The organism is Prevotella marseillensis, assembly GCF_900625065.1.
Classification (GTDB): Bacteria; Bacteroidota; Bacteroidia; order Bacteroidales; family Bacteroidaceae; genus Prevotella; species Prevotella rara.
Genome location: NZ_UYXY01000002.1, coordinates 30471 through 49136 on the forward strand (window position 1 = coordinate 30471; position 18666 = coordinate 49136).

Consider the following 18666-nt stretch of genomic DNA (forward strand, 5'->3'; position numbering starts at 1 on the left):
TTCGTAAAATATCACCAGTGTGTATAATTCATAATTGGCATCTGTGCCCGGCGGACGCCACTGGCGCCCGTCCGGCGGCCAAAGCCTCATAATGCCAACCCAAAAGCCCGGAGGCCTGATTATGAATTATGCATTATGAACTATGAATTACTTAATTTCCTTCAAACTCGGCTCTGAGTATCTTCAGCACGTTGTCAACGGTCTCTTCCTCGAGGTCGGCTTTCTCTACGAGCATGTCGCGCGGAGCGTTGAGCACAGCCTTGGCGGTGTCGAGACCAATGCCCTTGATAGAGTCGATGATCCACTGGTCGATCTCGTCAGAGAACTCGTCGAGATAGATGTCCTCGTCTACCTCGCTCTCGTCGAGCTCGCGGAATACGTCGATAGTATATTCGGTAAGCATGCTGGCAAGCTTGATGTTCATACCGCCGCGGCCGATGGCCAGAGACACCTCTTCGGGACGGAGATAAACCTCTGCCTTCTTGTTCTCCTCGTCAACGTTGATGCTCGAAATCTTTGCCGGACTGAGCGCACGCTGGATGAAGAGCTTGATGTTTGCGGTGTAGTTTACAACGTCGATGTTCTCGTTGCACAGCTCGCGTACGATGCCGTGAACGCGGCTACCCTTAACACCTACGCAGGCTCCAACCGGGTCTATACGGTCGTCGTAGCTTTCAACGGCTATCTTGGCGCGCTCTCCCGGCATACGGGCAATGCGCTTTATGGTAATGAGTCCGTCGGCTATTTCGGGCACCTCAGCCTCGAGCAGGCGCTCAAGGAACATGTTGCTTGTGCGCGAAAGTATGATCTTCGGGTTGTTGTTCTCGTTGTTCACCTCCTTGATCACGGCGCGCACGGTCTCGCCCTTGCGGTAAACGTCGTGAGGTATCTGCTCCGACTTGGGCAGGATGAGCTCGTTGTTCTCGTCGTCAACGAGCAGCACCTCGCGCTTCCACACCTGATATACCTCGCCGGCGATAACCTGGCCCACGCGGTCTTTATACTTGTTGTAGAGGCTGTCGTGTTCAAGCTCGAGCACCTTTGATGCCAGTGTCTGGCGGAGGTTAAGGATGGCGCGGCGGCCAAACTTGCTGAAGTCAACCTTCTCGCTCACTTCCTCACCCACCTCATAGTCGGGCTCAATCTTTATTGCGTCGCTGAGGGCTATCTCCTTGTTCTGGTCTTTCACCTCGCCGTCGGCCACAACAATACGGTTGCGGTAAATCTCGAAGTCGCCTTTATCGGGGTTGACAATAACGTCAAAGTTCTCATCGCTGCCAAAAATCTTCGCGATAACGTTGCGGAAACTCTCTTCCAGCACACTCATCAGAGTGGTACGGTCGATATTCTTGGTATCTTTAAACTCTTTGAAGGTGTCAACCATGCTCACGGTTTCTTCCTCTTTCTTTCTTGCTACCATAGCTGTCTTGTATATTTTTATTTTATTATTATCATCTGTCAGGGCGGCAGTGCCGCCTTAGGCTCATGCACATATCGGCGCCACGGGGCGCGCTGCTCCTACTTGAAGCTTATGAGATACTTGGTGTACTTAACGCTGTCCATGCTGAAATCGTGGTCTACGTCTGTCAGCACGGGGCGCTTTGAGCCTTCCTTCTTAACCTTCTCTCTCACCGTTACGGTAAAGTTGCGCCCGTCAACGGCCTTGAGCACGCCGCGGAACTTCTTGCCGTCGGCGTCGAGAACCTCAACTTCCTTTCCGACAAAGTTGACATACTGCTGCGGCACCTTGAAGGGCTGTCCCAGCCCGGCGCTGCCCACCTCGAGCTCATAGTCTTCTTCATCACGGCTCAAATGGTCCTCAATGAAGCGGCTGAGCTGCACACAGTCTTCAATCCACACACCGTCGGCATGGTCAATTTCAACTACAATCTTGTCGTCTTGGCTGATTTCGATGTCTACCAGGAAATACTCCTTGTCCTTAAGCCACTCGTCAACTAAATTTTTTACTACGTTTTTGTCTATCATAAACGGGTATTTAAAATAAAATGAGGGACTTCGTAAAGCCCCTCATTCCACTGAACGCTGCAAAATTAACAATAAAATCGCAGGTTAGCAAATATTTTGCGGTTTTTATGCAGTTTGTAATACAATATTTATAGAGAAAGCGACTTTATGGCAACTTTCGGCCTCTCTTACCTACGGCATAAGCATGCCGGCGGATAAGCACGGGCGACCATGAAACGGGGGCGGCAAAGACGGCCATGCGACACGCCCTAAGCAAGCCACAAGGCGCAGCCGGCCGACCTGCGAAAAGGCTGCCTCATGAACATGCGGAGCAATGCGGCGAAGAGCCGTAGGGGCAGGGACGGAAACAGGGACTGATGCAAGTAAAATATCGTTAATTATGTTAATTAAGAATAGTTAAAACGAGAATATTGCAAGAGCGGCAAGCGTTTGACAGAGAAAAGCGTAAAAACCGGCATTTTTATATCATACTGTATGTCAGGCTGTTACATTCAACCGGCAATTCAGTAACTGCAAAACGACTGCCAAAACAAGGCTTTTCGGCTTACAAAAGGATATGTTTCGGGGCATAAAAGGCCATGTTTTGCGATACGAAACGATACCTTTTGCAACATGAAAGGCGGCAAACGGCGATGAAGAAGGCATGAAAGCGGACGGAAAGAGCAAAAAAACGGGGCGAAAGGTTAAAAACATTAACACTCCGTCTCTATTTTAAGCCGAGACGAAGTGTTAACAAAATTTGCTAGAATGTTAAAAACATGGTTTCACAATCCATGTCATGATGTTTGGCATAGCCGTTGCTCCGACTGCCCCGCACCCTGCCCTGCGGGACCGAGATGCGAAGCAGAGAGCCGCGGCACTGCTGCCGCTGCATGCAGTTATCTGCCTGATATAACCACCTTGCGGTTGTTAATGATGTATATGCCCTTGCCGAGCCTGCCGATGTCGCTGCCGAGATAGCGGCCGTCGAGCGAGTAGATGCGCACTTGCTGCTGCGCCGGGCCTTCTATGTTCTCGATGCCCGACGAGCCTGACGACGGAACTATGTCGATATAGTCGGTGCGGCAGCGCATGTTGCCGTTGGTGTAGAACTCGAGTCTAAGCTCATCGCCGGCATCGAGAGGCACGTTTCTGGTAACGCGTGTGGCCATCTTGTTGTTGTTGGCCTTTGCCGTCCACTGGTCTTTCAGTTCCTCGCCAACGTACAGGCCAAACCATCCCTGCCCCGAAGCCTCGTCGAAGTAGGCCGTAGTGATGTCGTATTCGGCAGCCTCGCCGACCCACACAAAGCTCATGTAGCCGGGGCCCTGATCGCCCACGTTGCACGAGTCGTTAGAGGCAAGTATCCATGAAGGCTGGTTGTCGAGCTCAGGGAAGCACAGCGCTCCCCTTACGGCATGCTCCACCTCGTTTCGCCCTTCATGTGCATGGCTTATGTCCGATGTAAAGCTCCACACGTCGCCCGTAGCCACAGAGCCGTCGGCGGCGGTGGCATCGACGCGCCAATAATATGTCTGACCGTAGCGCAGACTGCCGGGCTGCCATTCCTCCGTCTCGACATAATTGGCCTCGGCGTCGTCAAGACTGCTGTCGGTGCCCATATACACGGTGTAGCCCTCAGCATCGAAGCCTTCGCGCCAGCGCAGGCTCAGCGGCACGCAGGGCGACGTGGAGCCGTCAACCTCGCGCAGCGAAGCGTGCTGCTCGCCGTCAAAGGGCGTGGGATATGTGGCCTCGGCCGGTGCAGTGGTGAAGCGGAACACGCCCGAGGTCTTGCCCGAATATTCTCCGCCGTCTACCGTAACCTGCCAATAGTATGTCGTGGCGGGCTGCAGCTCGAGCGCCGCAGGGTCGCACTGCTGGAGCGCATCGGGCGAAGTGCCCACCTTATATATATAACCCGTGGCGCCCTCTATGTCGCCGCAGGCTATCTGCGTGCCTCTGACAACGCCTATTGCGCCGTCGCCCGGAAAAGGAATGATGTCGCTCTCTATGCCGTCCACGCAGCCCATCTGAGCCACCAGGCCCGGAACGCTCTGCGCATCGTCCATAGCAAAGTCATACTGATAGTAGCGGCTCACGTCGAATCCGCTGCTGTTGCCCTCGCCCCTGCTGCCCTCAAATACGTTGCCCTCGCTCTTCAGAAATCCCCAGTAGGCATCGTCCTCGCTCGTGGCGTACATCTGGCTGAACGGCGTCTTCACGTCCTTGAAGTAGCAGTTCTCCACATTCACCACGGCACGCGCAAACATGCCTATGGCATAAGACATGTTGCGCTCGTTGTAGTCGTTGAAGATGTGACCCAGGCCGTAGCCTATGCGCGGGTTGCGCTGCGTGCAGTTGATGAACGCGTTGTGATGATACGTCACGCGCTGTCGGCCGTAGTCGGCAATGTTACGCGTGCCCGAACTGCATATAGACGACTTGTCGTGGTCGTGAAACTTACACCACGACACCGTCAGATAGCTCGAGCCGTAGGTAAAGTCGAGCAGGCCGTCGTTGGCGTCGTTCTCCTCCTTCTGGCTCGAAAGGTCGCAGTGGTCAATCCACACGTGGTGGCTGTTTCTGAAGGCGATGGCATCAGGGTCTGCCTTCGATATCTTCAGGTTGCGTATAATGATGTTCTGCCGGTCCTTGATGTCAAGTCCCAGACTGTCGAGCCTTGCGCCGCTGCCTCCACCTATGATGGTCTTGTTGCTTGCCACCGACACCACGTCGTGCTTCTGTTTAGGGTCGGTGCTGTAGTCGTAAAAGCCCTTCAGGTCGGCATCCAGTATTATTATATAAGGTTCCTCTGCACCTGCATACTTCTCAAAGTCGGCGCGGTTAGTTACATGCACAATCTTTCCGCCGGCCCCTCCGGTGGTTCCGCGCAGCCCGAGGTCGGCATAGTTGGCAAAGCCCACAAGCCCGTGCTGAGCCATGACGCATGCGGGAGCGCCCGCGACAGCAAATAAAAGTGAAAGTAAAAGTTTTCTCATCGTTTGTTTTTCTTTATAATTATTAAGGTAAAGCGTTTCGCAAGACTTGATTAAAATCAAGAGCAAATATAACCATTTATCGCCTAACACCCCGCCAAGATATCAAAATGCTATACACAAAAATCATTTTACAAATGAAATAAGGTGTTCAATATAACTAAATGTCAGATTGCACTCGTTAAAGGACATAAAGCCAAAACATAGATATGTTTAACCAATTTATCATGATTACAAGTCAGTCTTTTCTTGATTTCAGCAGCACTATACGCTAAATTTTGAGTAAAAAACTATCTTTTTTGATACGGCCAAGTCTTTTTCATGTTATTCTGTAGATAAGAATAAAAAACATTTATATTTGCAAAAAAAGAAAACAACCTGCCATAAAGAAAAACATAAACCTTTATCAATGGTTAAAAACAGATTGCTGTAAGAAAACATTTTACCTTGACAAGTTCTTGAAAACTTTACATACGTGATTTTAGATTAACTTTTTAGTCATAAGCCTATTAAAACTACTATAAGCAAAGCACCAAAAACAAACAATGGCGTGTTCTGGCACGTTAATCATGCGTGTCGTCTAATGCCGGCGTTTAGGTATATCTTTGTCACTAATGTTTAACAACAGAATTAAAATATGAAAAAGAACATGAAGCATTATTCAGGCAAAGCCTTGACAAAAACTTCTGTCATTTTCAGTCTTTCTGCCCTACTGTGCATACCCGCCTGCGGTTATGCAGAGAATGCAGAGGCTAAGGAAATGGCGGTACAGGTAGTTCAGCAGAGCCGCACGGTAAAAGGTACTATTACTGACGAAACCGGCGAGCCTATGATCGGAGTTACTGTCAGAGTGAAAGGCAGCAGAGCAGCAGCCGTAACAGACTTGGACGGTAAGTTCTCATTATCAGCAAACCAGGGAGACTTTATCGAAGTGTCTTATGTCGGCTATGAGACAACGACAGTGAAGGTAACATCAAACACCCTTAACCTGCAGTTGAAGCCGGTGGCAAGCGACCTTGACGAGGTTGTCGTAATCGGTTTCGGTACAGTAAAGAAGCGCGACCTGACCGGTTCTGTTGCCTCAATCAAGGCAGACGCTATCGTGCAGACGCCTACATCAGACGTAGCAACTGCACTTCAGGGACGCATCTCAGGTCTTGACATCAACGGCGACGACATGAGAATCCGCGGTAACCGCTCTATCAACGGTAGCAACGACCCGCTCGTTATCATCGACGGCGTACAGGGAGGTTCTATGAGCGACCTTAACCCTAACGATATTGAGTCTATAGACGTATTGAAAGATGCATCATCTACAGCAATCTATGGTTCTCAGGGTGCCAACGGTGTTATCATCATTACAACAAAGAAGGCCGAAGCAGGCAAGATGCAGGTGTCTTACGACGGATATGTAACAGCAGCATTCCGCCCCGACAGAGCAGAATACCGCTCGCCGGAGAACTATTACGAAACACTCAAGCTTGCAGCACAAAACGCAGGATTATGGAACAGCACCAACGACGACGCATCGCTATTCTCAGACCTCGAGAGCTATGCAGCATTCCGTGCAGGCGTATGGACTGACTATGAGAAACTGCTGCAGAAGGACGTGACATGGAGCAACAAGCACACCGTGACATTGTCTGGAGGTACAGAAAAGACACAGGCCAGATTCTCTCTCGGATATGCCAACGACGGCAACAAATGGAAGAGAAGCTCAGGAACAGACAAATATACATTGCGTGCAAACATTGACCATAAGCTCTACAGCTGGATCAATGCTGGTGTAAACTTCCAGCTCACACACTCACGCAACGCATCTTCTCCTTATGAGAAGGCAACAACTACCAGCCTGGAGCTCGGCTCACCCTATGGTGTATATGATGCCGAAACAGACACATATAACATAGGCAACACTTTGGTTGAGCGCCCGCTCGCAAGCGACGGATACGTGAATCCGCTTATCGACGGTGCCGGAGATGACTTATATAAGAACGAGTCATACTTCACAAACATCGTAGCCAACGCATACGTTGACATTCATCCTATAGAGGGACTCACCTTCCGCTCACAGCTCAACACACACATTACAAACTCTTCAGAGGGAACATACACTGACGGCAAGTCTGCTGCAAACCTTGACAAGACAGGACAGAAAAGCACTGCCGAAATGACAAAAGCCTCTGGTACATACATAGAGTGGAACAACATCCTGACATACAACTTCACAAAACTGCCTAACGATCACCACCTTGGCGTAACTCTTCTTACGACATGGAACAAGACTATAAAAGACGAAATGTCTGCTACATCAAAAGGACAGACAATACCCGGCAACCTGTGGTGGAACCTCGGAAGCAATGACGGAGAAGACGGAAGCTCTATACACTCAAGCCTCTATACACAGGCACAGAACTTCTCTTACGCAGGACGTATCTCTTACGACTGGAAGAGCCGCTACCTCGTAACCGCATCTTTACGTAGAGACGGTTCGTCAAAACTCGCCGACGGCAACAAGTGGGACTGGTTCCCGTCAGCAGCTTTGGCATGGCGTATATCTGATGAAGCCTTCATGAAAAAGACTAAGTCATGGCTGGACGATTTAAAGATACGTGCTACATATGGTGTTACAGGTAATGCCGGTATCGGTGTTTACGGAACACAGTCAGGAGTAACATTCGCAAACTGGAGCTTCGGCTTCCAGGATATCTCTGCAAACAGATATATTCTCGGTGTGGCAGACCAAAACGGCAGCGGATATTATGTAATCGCAAACAAAGACACAAAATGGGAGAAATCTACAACATTTGATTTAGGTTTCGATGCAGTGCTGCTGAACAACCGTCTGAGCGTAACATTCGACTGGTATAACACCAAGACTACAGACCTTATCCTGCTGCGCTCACTTCCGACATCAGCCGGTATGGACGGTAAATACGCTACATACACAAACATCGGTTCTACAAAGAACACAGGTTTTGAATTCACCGTAAACAGCCGTAACATTGTAACAAAAGACTTCTCTTGGTCTTCAACACTTACATTCTCTGCTAACAGAGAGAAGATTACTGACCTTGTTGACGGAACAGACATCATGATCGGTACAGCAAAAGAGACACAGACTCTTATGATTGGCCATCCTATCAAGTCATACAACACATTCAAGTATCTTGGAATATGGACTACAGCTGAAGCTGACGAGGCTGCTAAATACTTTAAAGATGCAGAAAAGACCAATCCGTTCAAGCCGGGCGACATAAAGGTTGCCGACCTTAACGGCGACTACGTTATCGACCAGAATGACGACATCGGTTATGTTGGTTCAACATCACCAGACTGGTTTGCCGGATTCAACAATGACCTCAGATACAAGAACTGGGACCTCAACATCTATCTCTACGCACGTTGGGGACAGTGGGCTGAAAGCAAAGTTGCAAACTATGATCCTTCTACAGGCGGCATGACAACTAACTTTGACTATTGGGCAGCCGGAACAAATGAAGGCGGTTCACTCCCTGCACTGTACAAAGGACGTAACCTTTACGACTATGTCGGCTATCAGGCACTTGCCTACTGCGACAACTCTTTCATAAAGCTGAAGAGAATAACACTTGGCTATACATTGCCTAAATCGGCACTTAAGGCCATGAGAATAAGCAACCTGCGCATATACGCAACTATCAACGACCCGTTGTATTTCGTTAAGAATGAATGGCAGAAACATTATGATCCGGAAGGAAACCAGCGTAGCGTAACAATAGGTCTTAATGTAAACTTCTAATAAAAAGTAAACATGAAAAATATTATTAATAAACATATTGCCGGTGCATTATTTATCGGTGCTACTGCATTTTCGTTAACATCATGCAGCCTTGACGAATATAACCCGTCAGGCGAAGGCGCAGACCAGGTGTTCAAGACACCTGAAGGAATGGAGGATCTTGTCAACCAGATGTACTATAACTTCCGCTGGAAATATTACGGACGCGAGGATCCCTGTCTGTATATGGAAGGCAACGCTGACATCTGGCAGAACATCGGTTCTAACTATGAATACGGAAAGCAGCTGACACGCTGCGTCGACCTGCAGGGCGACCGCGGTCAGATAGCAAACGTATGGAACCGTGTTTATGACAACATCAATGATGCCAATGCCATAATCAACCGCCTTGATGACGTTGTTGGTCTCACAGAAGCTCAGCAGCTCGATTTCGAAGGTGAGGCACGCTTCATGCGCTCATACTGCTATTGGTGGCTTGTTGAATTCTTCGGAGACATTGAGTTACGTCTGGAAGAAACACAAACAGCAGAATTTACCGCAGTAAGAACAGACCGTAAGAAAATTTATGACGACGTTATCATACCTGATGCAAGAATTGCAGCAGAGAAGCTGCCAGTGACACCGTATAACGGACACATAGGCCGCTCTACAAAGAAAGCAGCCAAGGCTCTCCTTGCACGCGTTCTGCTGACTCGTGCTCAGTATGAGACAGCCGGAAGCGCAGAGCAGAAATACTTCTATGAAGAGGCGCTCAAGGCAGCACTTGACGTTATAAACAACAAGGCTGCTTATGGCATTCAGATTTACAATACTTACGATGAGATATGGCAGGCAAAGAACAACAAGAACAACACTGAGTTCCTGTGGGTTACTACATTCTCATCTAACTCAAGTCTGAACCCTGACAGCAAGCCAAACCGTCTGTACCGTTATTTCGCACCGAAACTTGTAGGTAACGCCGGTATCAGAAATACTGCAACCACATGGGAATATCCGTCAGAAGGCACACTGCTTATGCCTACCTATTACTTCCTCAACCTTTGGGAGGACTGGGACCTGCGCTATGACGTTATATTCCAGGAAGCATTCCCTGAAAATTCAAGCAAAACATTCACATGGACCGAAGCTCTTGCAAACAGATATCTCCGTCCTGACCTGATTGGCAAGCAGATTGAAGTAGGCGACACAGCTTTGTATTTCACAAAGAAGAGTCTCACAGACGATTTCAAAAAAAGCAGGACATATGCAGCCATCGACATTGATGACGTTTTTGAAACAGAGAATGTCAATGCCTACGGAGGAGCACCGCTACGCAACTACCAGGCAGACCCGACAGCCTCAACACAGTACATCGCAAGTTCATTCCCGCGCTTTATGAAATATCGCATATGGGACCGCGATGAAAACGGAACATTCCTCCTTGCCGCAGCAAACGGACAGTTTGGATATGCTGACGTGCCTGTTATGCGTTATGCAGAAATGCCTCTGATTGCAGCAGAATGCTACATCGCATTAGGACAAGCATCTGAAGCTGCTAACATCATTAACCAGGAAATACGTACTAGACGTGTGGTTAAACCAGACCATGACCTTAGCGAAGCTCAAGTTACAGCCTCAGACATGAATATCGAGTGGATTATGGCAGAACGTGCTCGCGAACTCTGCGGAGAATGGCTGCGTTGGTTCGACATGAAGCGAATTTATAGCCCACAAGGCAACTTCGCCTCTACTATAGTAGGACGTAACCCAAGTATGATTGGAGACGACTGCATGCAAGAATATCATGCACTGAGACCTATTCCAAATACATTCCTTGATAAATTACAGAATGCCGAGGAATTTGGTCAGAATCCTGGATATAACCCTTATACAAAATAAAAGCGACAAATGACGGAGCCGCTGAACAAGTAAGCGGCTCCTTTAAAAAAAAATTCAAACATTTAAATTTTAAGAAGATGAAAAAGATTTTTACTTTATGTGCTACAGTTCTTATGAGCTTAGGTGCATTTGCACAGAGTGAAGTAGGTATTTATCGCCCATTGGACCTCAAGATTCTGGAGGTTGGCGATCCCGCAGTTAAGGAAGCCTATGGTGTAAAAATTACAGAGATTCGCGGTAAGGATGCAACATTCCGTGAAGAAGCCGGCCAGGAAACTCCTGATGCATCAGATCTCTACATTGGCTACAACGTAACAGGCGACCCAGCACAAAGCATGGCAGCTTCAGCTGTTTATGCTGCTGACAATGTTATTTATCCGAAAGTTGCAGAGCAGACTGAGCGTCAGGCTGAAGAATACTTTGGATTCACAATGGATATTCCTGAAGGAAAATCTGTAAACATCGAAGCTTTGGATGTATATCTGCTTTTGGGCAACGCATACTACTGGCAGGTTGAAATAACAGATGCTCAGGGAAATGTTGTTTACAAGACTCAGGACAAGGGTATCAAGAACAACAACTACAACAAGACAGCCTACACCAACGGTGTTCACGTAACAACAACAGAAGTTACAGAACCTGAATGGTCACAGAAACTTCTTGAGAGCTGGGGCCTGGCTACAAACTATGATGTTGCAGAAACAGAATGTCTGCCTGAGCTGAAGGATCTCACAGGAACATACACAGTAAAAGTATATTACTGGGGCAAATGGCAGAAGAACATGACATATGCCAATGTTTATCTGACAATATCTGAAGGCACAACAGGCATATCTTCTATAGAAGCTGAAAATGCTAACAGCAACAAGATGTACAACCTCGCAGGTCAGAGAGTAGACAAGAACTACAAAGGTATCGTCATTAAGGACGGTAAGAAGTTCATTGTTAAATAATAAGTTCTTCATGATAAAGAAACCGCCTTTCGCGTGAAAGACGGTTTCTTTTATAAATCTATGCGATAAAGAAAAACGTAGTTCCGTTTTTTTATTATAAAAGTCATTACAAACATTAAAAACACTATTAAATCTTTAAGCATGAAATTCATATCAAAACTGGCATTTTCCGCTACAGTGCTATTATCTGCGGCACTAAACACAGGAGCTGCCATTGACGGAAGTCTTGACCCATCTTCGGTTGTATCCGAGTGGAGCAATTCGTCCACATATCCTAAAATAATCGACATCAACTTCAGTGACGAAATGTGGCCCGGACAGACATGGACCGGCGAGACTGGCATGGACTGCCCTGAATATGCTGACGGAGCATATGTAAACACCATTATCGAAGTTCCTGCAAACGGCGGAACAGAAGTAAAATATCCGGTTCTCTTTCACAACTGCACATTTGCTAACAAAAAGTCATACAACGGCTATGCTGGCGCTACGGCTGCATTCTGCCGCCAATACTACCTTGGCCAGAACCCTTCAGGATATGGCACAGAATATGTAAACGACTGGACGGTCAAGGACCATACTAAATATATCGAAGACAACATAAAATACGGAGAAGACGGAAAGCCTGTATATGGCGAAGCCGGATTTGTGCAGTTCTGCCGCGATGCTTCAACAGAACGCGACCCTGAAACTCAGGAGAAAATCTCGATGCACGGATGGATGGAAATCGACCACATTCCTTATGTAGAACGCATTCAGTGGGCATGGTCTTCTACATCATGGGGACGCGGAATAAAGTGCGACATAAAGATTGGTGACGGTGAATGGAAGCACCTGGTATGGATGGGTTCAGAACTTCATAAGTTCGGCTATACCTCATTCAGCGACCAGGGATACTTCATGGAAAATATCATTGACGCACACGACGTGTCTATCCGCTGGCGCGTATGGGACGGAGAAAACATGAAAGATCCGGCTCAGACCAACGAAGAGGGCTATCCTATATTCGGAGTTCGTGAAGACCCCTACAGCCAGCAGCAGGCTGCCCGCGTACACAAGATACAGATTTTCGGATCTGAGATAACTGCCGAGCAGGCTCAGTATGCAAAGGACAACCCTGTGAGCGACGTGGGCGAACTGTCTGACATCGAGGGCGGCGGCGATACATCTGACGACAACGCTCCCGACGCAAACGCTCCGATAGAGCTCTACACCGTGGCTCAGGACGGCACGGGCGACTATACAAAAATCCAGGATGCCATCAACGCCGTAAGCGACGGCTCACGCGGTATTATATACATTCGTCCGGGCGTATATGAGGAAAACCTCTACTCGGGCACCAAGACTAACAAAAACAAGTTTATCAGTCTTATCGGTGAAGACAAGGCCACTACCATCCTGACTTCATCTGTAGACCGCGGCTCAAACAACCCGCAGAACACTTACAACGACTGCGCTGCGCTCAACGTGTATACATCACGCTTCTACGCCGAGAACCTCACCATACGCAACACCAGCGGCAACGTGGGACAGGCCGAGGCTCTGTTTACGGCAGGCGACGCACACATCTTCAAAAACTGTCTGATAAGCGGCTACCAGGATACATACAAGGCAAACATCGGCGCACGCGGATACTTCACAAGATGTACCATCGAGGGTACTACCGACTTTATCTACGACAGCGGTCTGGAGTGGTTTGAGAACTGCGAGATTAAATGTCTCAAGGGCGGCGGCTACATCACGGCTGCAGGCGATGCCGGACTGACACTCACAAAGACTCTGTATCCGGAACTCAGCACCGACAAGTTCTATGCCGGACTGTTCTTCCGCAACTGCCAGGTGGTGCCGGCTCCGCGCGTATCTGCAGGCGACTACTATCTGGGACGTCCGTGGAAGGAGAAGTGCGGAACAATGTTCATACAGTGTACGCTCGACAAGCACATCAACACCAAGGGATGGACAGAATGGAGCGGAGCCGAGAACGACTGCTCTTACTTTGAATACAAGAACGTTGACAAGAGCGGAAACCTGATTGACACCTCATCACGCGCATCTTTCAGCCACCAGGCAACCGACGCTGAGGTAGAGGCATACATGAACCCAGAGTTCATCTTCTCTAAATTCTCTGACGTCTCTTTCGACTATAACGCAATCCTGAACGGCGCTGCAGAGCCTTCAAACTTCAACGTGTCTGAAACCGGCTTTACATGGGACGGCGACGACAAGGCTGCCGGCTACCTCATCTACAAGGACGGTGTATTCGTAGACATGACGGCAGAGCCTTCTTACACAAAGGACGCTGACGACAACGCTACATACACCGTGAAGAGCATCTCGCGCCACGGCGTAACATCAGACGCCGTTGAAGCCAAGGAAGGCGCAATGATGCTTGCATTCCCGACAGCAGAAGGCTTCGGTAAATACACATCAGGAGGCCGCGGCGGACAGGTAGTTACCGTAACTTCTCTTGCCGACGACGGCACAGAAGGAACTCTGCGCTGGGCTTTCGAGCAGTATCCCAACGAGCCTATAACTATCGTATTTGCCGTTAACGGCGAGATTCATCTCAACGGAAACCTGCGCGTAAGCCGCTCTGACTGGACGCTGGCCGGACAGACAGCACCAGGCGACGGCATAAGCATCGTGGGCGACAAGGTTAACCTTGGAGGTTCACAGAACTTTATCATACGTAACATCCGTTTCCGCTCAGGTGACGGCAAGCAGGATCAGGCCTGTGGAACAGAAAACTGCTCTAACTATATATTCGACCACTGCGCATTCGGATGGTCAGTTGAGGAATGTATGAACACTGCCGATAGCCACTTCCTTACAGTGCAGTACAGCATCGTTCACGAAGGTCTCTATCAGGCAGGCCATGACAAGGGTAACCGTGGATATGGCGCACAGTGGGGCGGATCACCCGTGACATACCACCACAACCTGCTCGCTGGCAACAACTCGCGCAGCCCGCGTATCAACGGCGCACGCGGCGAAGACTATGTCGTATTCATGGAATACGTAAACAACGTAAACTTCAACTGGGGCAGCGCCAAGGCTTGCTATGGCGGAGAGAACGCAGCCGAAATCACTTCTTACAACGGCAAGAACTCTGTTCACGAGTGCAACTTCATGAACAACTACTACAAGCCAGGACCTCAGTCACCATCTAACTCTGTGTTCGTATCAGTAGGTTACATGCGCGACATCGGTCCGTCATGGGCACCTTCTAAATGGTATATCAACGGAAACGTAATGGAAGGCAACGCCACAGCCACAGCAGACAACTGGTCGGCAATGGCTTCAGACCACTTCACATTCGACGAGTTGCGTGTTGACGAGCGCATCGTGACAGAGACTCCTTACTACAAGTACAACTCTGTTCTGGGCAACGAGGGCGAATACGACCCTGCACTCTACATGCTCACTGACATTCAGACAGCTGAAGAAGCATACAACACTGTGCTCGAGAAAGCCGGAACTGTTAACCGCGACGTGATAGAGCAGCGCGTCATCAACGACGTTAAGACCGGTACACCTAAGTACACCGGCTCGCTGGCCAACAAGAAGGGTATCATCGACTCTGTGAACGACGCTGAGGGCTTCGGTCTCGACCACGGCAACGAGAAGGCTCCTGCCGACACCGACGGCGACGGAATGCCCGACGAATGGGAGAAGGAGCACGGACTTAACGCCAACGACGCTGCCGACCGCAACCTGCGCAACGCCGAAGGCTACACCGCCCTCGAGGTTTACCTCAACGGACTCATGGGCGAGCTGCTCGACGACGACTTCACATCAGGTATAACACAGGCCGTTACCGAGAAGCCTGAGATAAGCTACAACAGCAGCAACAACACACTGACCGTAAGCGAAAACGCCATAGGCGCAACGCTGAGAGTGTTTACAACCGACGGCAAGCAGCTGGCACAGATGCGCATAACATCTGAAACAACACAGCTCAACAGCCTGCCTAAGGGCGTCGTACTGCTGTATGTAAGCGGCAACAACCTATGCCCGAGAATATTAAAGGTGAACAAATAAGAATCTTGCATAAGCCTATATCATAAGAAATCCCGGCAGCCGTCATGGCTGTCGGGATTTTTTTATGTCTATAAAGGCAGCATGATGCCATCTGTCTGCCGCCATCACACGCCCGTCATGCCCCTATCTGAAGCTGCATGAGGCGCAACAACCGCCTATGCCCCGCCCGTGCCGCCACCATGCCCTGCCGGCTTCCATACTCTAACAGACCGCGCCATGCCTCACTTGTCTATCTGACTCTCAGTGAAGGGGTCGGCACGATGGCCCATCAGGTCGATACGCGAGTATTCCATGTCAAACTCGTCGGCCTCGTCCGGCGTAAGCCTTACGCCTGCCGCACCAATAAAGTCGTCGAGATGGGCGGCACTCGTAGTGCCGGGTATGGGCACAATCCACGGCTTGCGCGACAGCATCCACACAAGCGAGAACTGCGCCGGCGTGATGCCCTTGCGCCGCGCCCAGCGCCCTACCAGCTCTGTCAGCGGCCTGTTGTAGCGCAGCGCCTGCGGAGTGAAGCGCGGCAGATTGTGGCGGCGGTCATCACTGCCGAAGCGGCTGTCCTCGCCTATCGTGCATGTCAGATAGCCGCGGCCGAGCGGACAATAAGGCACGAAGCCTATGCCAAGTTCTTCGAGCGTGGGGAAAATCTTAAACTCAGGCTCGCGCCACCAGATGGCATACTCGCTCTGAACTGCCGACACAGGACACACGCTGTGGGCACGCCTGATGGTGCGGGCGCTTGCCTCCGACAGTCCGAAATGCAGCACCTTGCCCTCCTTTATCAGCTGTGCCACGGCGTCGGCCACCTCCTCTATGGGCGTGGCAGGGTCTACGCGGTGCTGATACAGCAGGTCGATATGGTCGGTGCGCAGCCGCCTCAGCGAGCCCTCAACGGCCCGGCGCATATGGGCCACGCTGCTGTTGAGAGCCGTAGGGCGACCCTCCTCAACACCAAATCCGAACTTTGTGGCTATCTTAACATTGTCTCTTATGGGCTGCAGGGCCTCTCCCACCCACTCTTCGCTTGTATAAGGGCCGTAAACCTCGGCCGTGTCAAACAGCGTAACGCCCCTTTCGTAGGCGCGGCGTATCAGCGCCACCATGTCGCGGCGGTCATAACGGCCGCCATAATAGCCCACCATGGGCAGGCAGCCAAGGCCTATGGGCGACACGCTCATGCCGCCCAGATTGCGGCGCTCGGCCTTAGGCTGCCGCCCCGTGCTCCCTTTATCCTTGCCTGTGGCAGCCATGGCGTCTGTGGCGGCAAGCACTCTCGACGTGCCCGTCAAGGCTCCGGCAGCCATGAGTGCCAGGCCCGATGCCGACTTTAAGAATTTTCTTCTGTCCATATCTTTCTGTCTTTTGGAGGTTAGTTGTTGTTTCTGTCGCAAAGATATGCCACGACAGGGCCGGCGCGGTATACAATTCTCATGCATAAGTACCATTTTCATGGTTTATGTTTCGCCGTTAAGGATAAATAGCGATATATTTGCATCTGCAACGACCAAAAAAGTTTAGGGCATGGCAAAGATTGAGAAGGTAAACACGGTGCACGACTATAACGCATACGTAGGACAGGCAGACGAGCACAGGCTGGCAAGCGTGATAAACTATGACGACCTGCCCCCGATAAGGCACAGCCTCAACAGCTACGGCATATACGGCCTGTTTCTGCGCGAGGACACGCTCGTAGACCTGACCTATGGCTGCGGCAGATACGACTACGACGAGTCTACGCTGATATGCGTGGCGCCTGGACAGACGGGCGGCAAGGAGGACAACGGCGAGAGAGTGGCTCTGAAGGGATGGGCCCTGCTGTTTCATCCCGACCTGATAAGAGGCACGTTTCTTGAAGGCAGGATGCACCGCTACTCGTTCTTTGCCTACAACGTGAACGAGGCTCTGCACATGCGCCCCGGCGAGCGCGACATACTCGTGGCATGCCTGAAGCTCATCAAGCAGGAGTTTCATGCGCCTGACGACGGCTGCCGCGACTCCATCATCGTGGGCCTGATAGACATCGTGCTACAATACTGCTCACGCTTCTACAACAGACAGTTCAGCTCGCACAGGCAGCAGAACAGCGACATACTGACACGCTTTGAGCAATTGATGCACAGCTACTACGACTCAGAAAGACAGCTTACGGACGGACTGCCTACCGTACAGGCATGCGCATCAGAGCTATGCCTCTCGAGCAACTATTTTGCCGACCTGATAAAGAAGCAGACCGGCATCACGGCCGGCGAACACATCCACCGCTTTGTGATGTCCATGGCCAAGAGCAGGCTGACGGCAGGCGAACAGGTGTGCCAGGTGGCCTACGCCCTGGGCTTTGAATATCCGCAGCACTTCAGCAGACTGTTCAAGAAGATGGAGGGATGCACACCGTCTGAATATATAGCATCGAGAAACAGGCGGCCTGACCATCGCGCTGACAACGCCAACACCGGTGCAACGGCCGACTGATATATTCAGCATATCTGAACGGGCATCACGGCTGCTGAATCCATCAGCCGTTTGTAAACAAAAATGACATTTTCCGTCCGTTTGACGCCCTCAGAACGGCAACGGCGGGAGCGAAAGGGCGGAATGACGGGAAATATGGCGAAAAACGGCAGAAAAGATAAGATACTGATGCACAACAACTTACGCACAAACGCGAATCAAACGGACACGGCTCATGCTATGAAAGATGCCCTTTCAGACTCTAAAAGGGCACCTTTTGAAGGGCGAAAGGCTGTGTTTTATGCATCAAAAGGATGCCTTACAGACCGAAAAACAATGAGTTTCGGGCTGTTTCTGACGCTCTACAGCTAACAAAAGTTAAACAAAAGCATATTCGGACGGCAGGACATTAACATCTGTTATACATTGATTTTCTGTAACGGAAAAATATTTTGTCCTGACTTTTTACCTTGTCTCATGCATGATTTGCACCTCCGTTTGGATTTATTATATGCCGGCAAGGCTATATAATACTCATGGAGGAAACGCAACGTCAATATGTCTTTTTCAAAATATTATGCCACATTTAAAATTAAATTTA

Annotated in this window: 9 protein-coding genes; 5 read left to right on the plus strand and 4 right to left on the minus strand. The window is 50.0% G+C overall.

The features are described from left to right. Positions 1-151: 151 nt before the first annotated feature. The 3 genes from nusA to EJL04_RS13570 form a co-directional block, all read right to left on the minus strand. Entirely contained in the window at positions 152-1420 is a 1269-nt protein-coding gene (nusA, locus tag EJL04_RS13560) for a transcription termination factor NusA (protein WP_021855957.1), read from the minus strand. Between the two features lie 98 nt (positions 1421-1518). Then, the gene (rimP, locus tag EJL04_RS13565) at positions 1519-1986 is read right to left on the minus strand and encodes a ribosome assembly cofactor RimP (protein WP_021855958.1); all 468 of its coding nucleotides are present in this window, start codon (positions 1984-1986) and stop codon (positions 1519-1521) included. A gap of 878 nt (positions 1987-2864) precedes the next feature. Continuing rightward, positions 2865-4967, minus strand: coding sequence for a pectate lyase family protein (locus EJL04_RS13570; RefSeq protein ID WP_125105393.1), 2103 nt, complete (start codon positions 4965-4967; stop codon positions 2865-2867). A 634-nt stretch (positions 4968-5601) separates the two neighbouring features. Here EJL04_RS13570 and EJL04_RS13575 point away from each other — a divergent pair. The 4 genes from EJL04_RS13575 (at position 5602) to EJL04_RS13590 (ending at position 15617) form a co-directional block, all read left to right on the plus strand. Further along, positions 5602-8745, plus strand: coding sequence for a SusC/RagA family TonB-linked outer membrane protein (locus tag EJL04_RS13575; protein WP_125105394.1), 3144 nt, complete (start codon positions 5602-5604; stop codon positions 8743-8745). 12 nt (positions 8746-8757) lie between these two features. Next, positions 8758-10623, plus strand: a complete 1866-nt coding sequence (locus EJL04_RS13580; protein ID WP_125105395.1) for a RagB/SusD family nutrient uptake outer membrane protein — start codon at positions 8758-8760, stop codon at positions 10621-10623. A gap of 77 nt (positions 10624-10700) precedes the next feature. After that, positions 10701-11576, plus strand: coding sequence for a hypothetical protein (locus EJL04_RS13585; protein ID WP_125105396.1), 876 nt, complete (start codon positions 10701-10703; stop codon positions 11574-11576). Positions 11577-11717: 141 nt separating this feature from the next. Continuing rightward, positions 11718-15617: a pectinesterase family protein gene (locus tag EJL04_RS13590; protein WP_125105397.1), complete on the plus strand. Its 3900-nt coding sequence runs from the start codon at positions 11718-11720 to the stop codon at positions 15615-15617. Between the two features lie 221 nt (positions 15618-15838). Here EJL04_RS13590 and EJL04_RS13595 read toward each other — a convergent pair whose 3' ends face one another. After that, entirely contained in the window at positions 15839-16966 is a 1128-nt protein-coding gene (locus EJL04_RS13595; RefSeq protein ID WP_125105398.1) for an aldo/keto reductase, read from the minus strand. Positions 16967-17138: 172 nt separating this feature from the next. Here EJL04_RS13595 and EJL04_RS13600 point away from each other — a divergent pair, with 172 nt between their 5' ends. After that, on the plus strand, positions 17139-18086 hold the full coding sequence (locus EJL04_RS13600; RefSeq protein WP_125105399.1) for a helix-turn-helix domain-containing protein: 948 nt from the start codon (positions 17139-17141) through the stop codon (positions 18084-18086). Positions 18087-18666 lie beyond the last annotated feature (580 nt).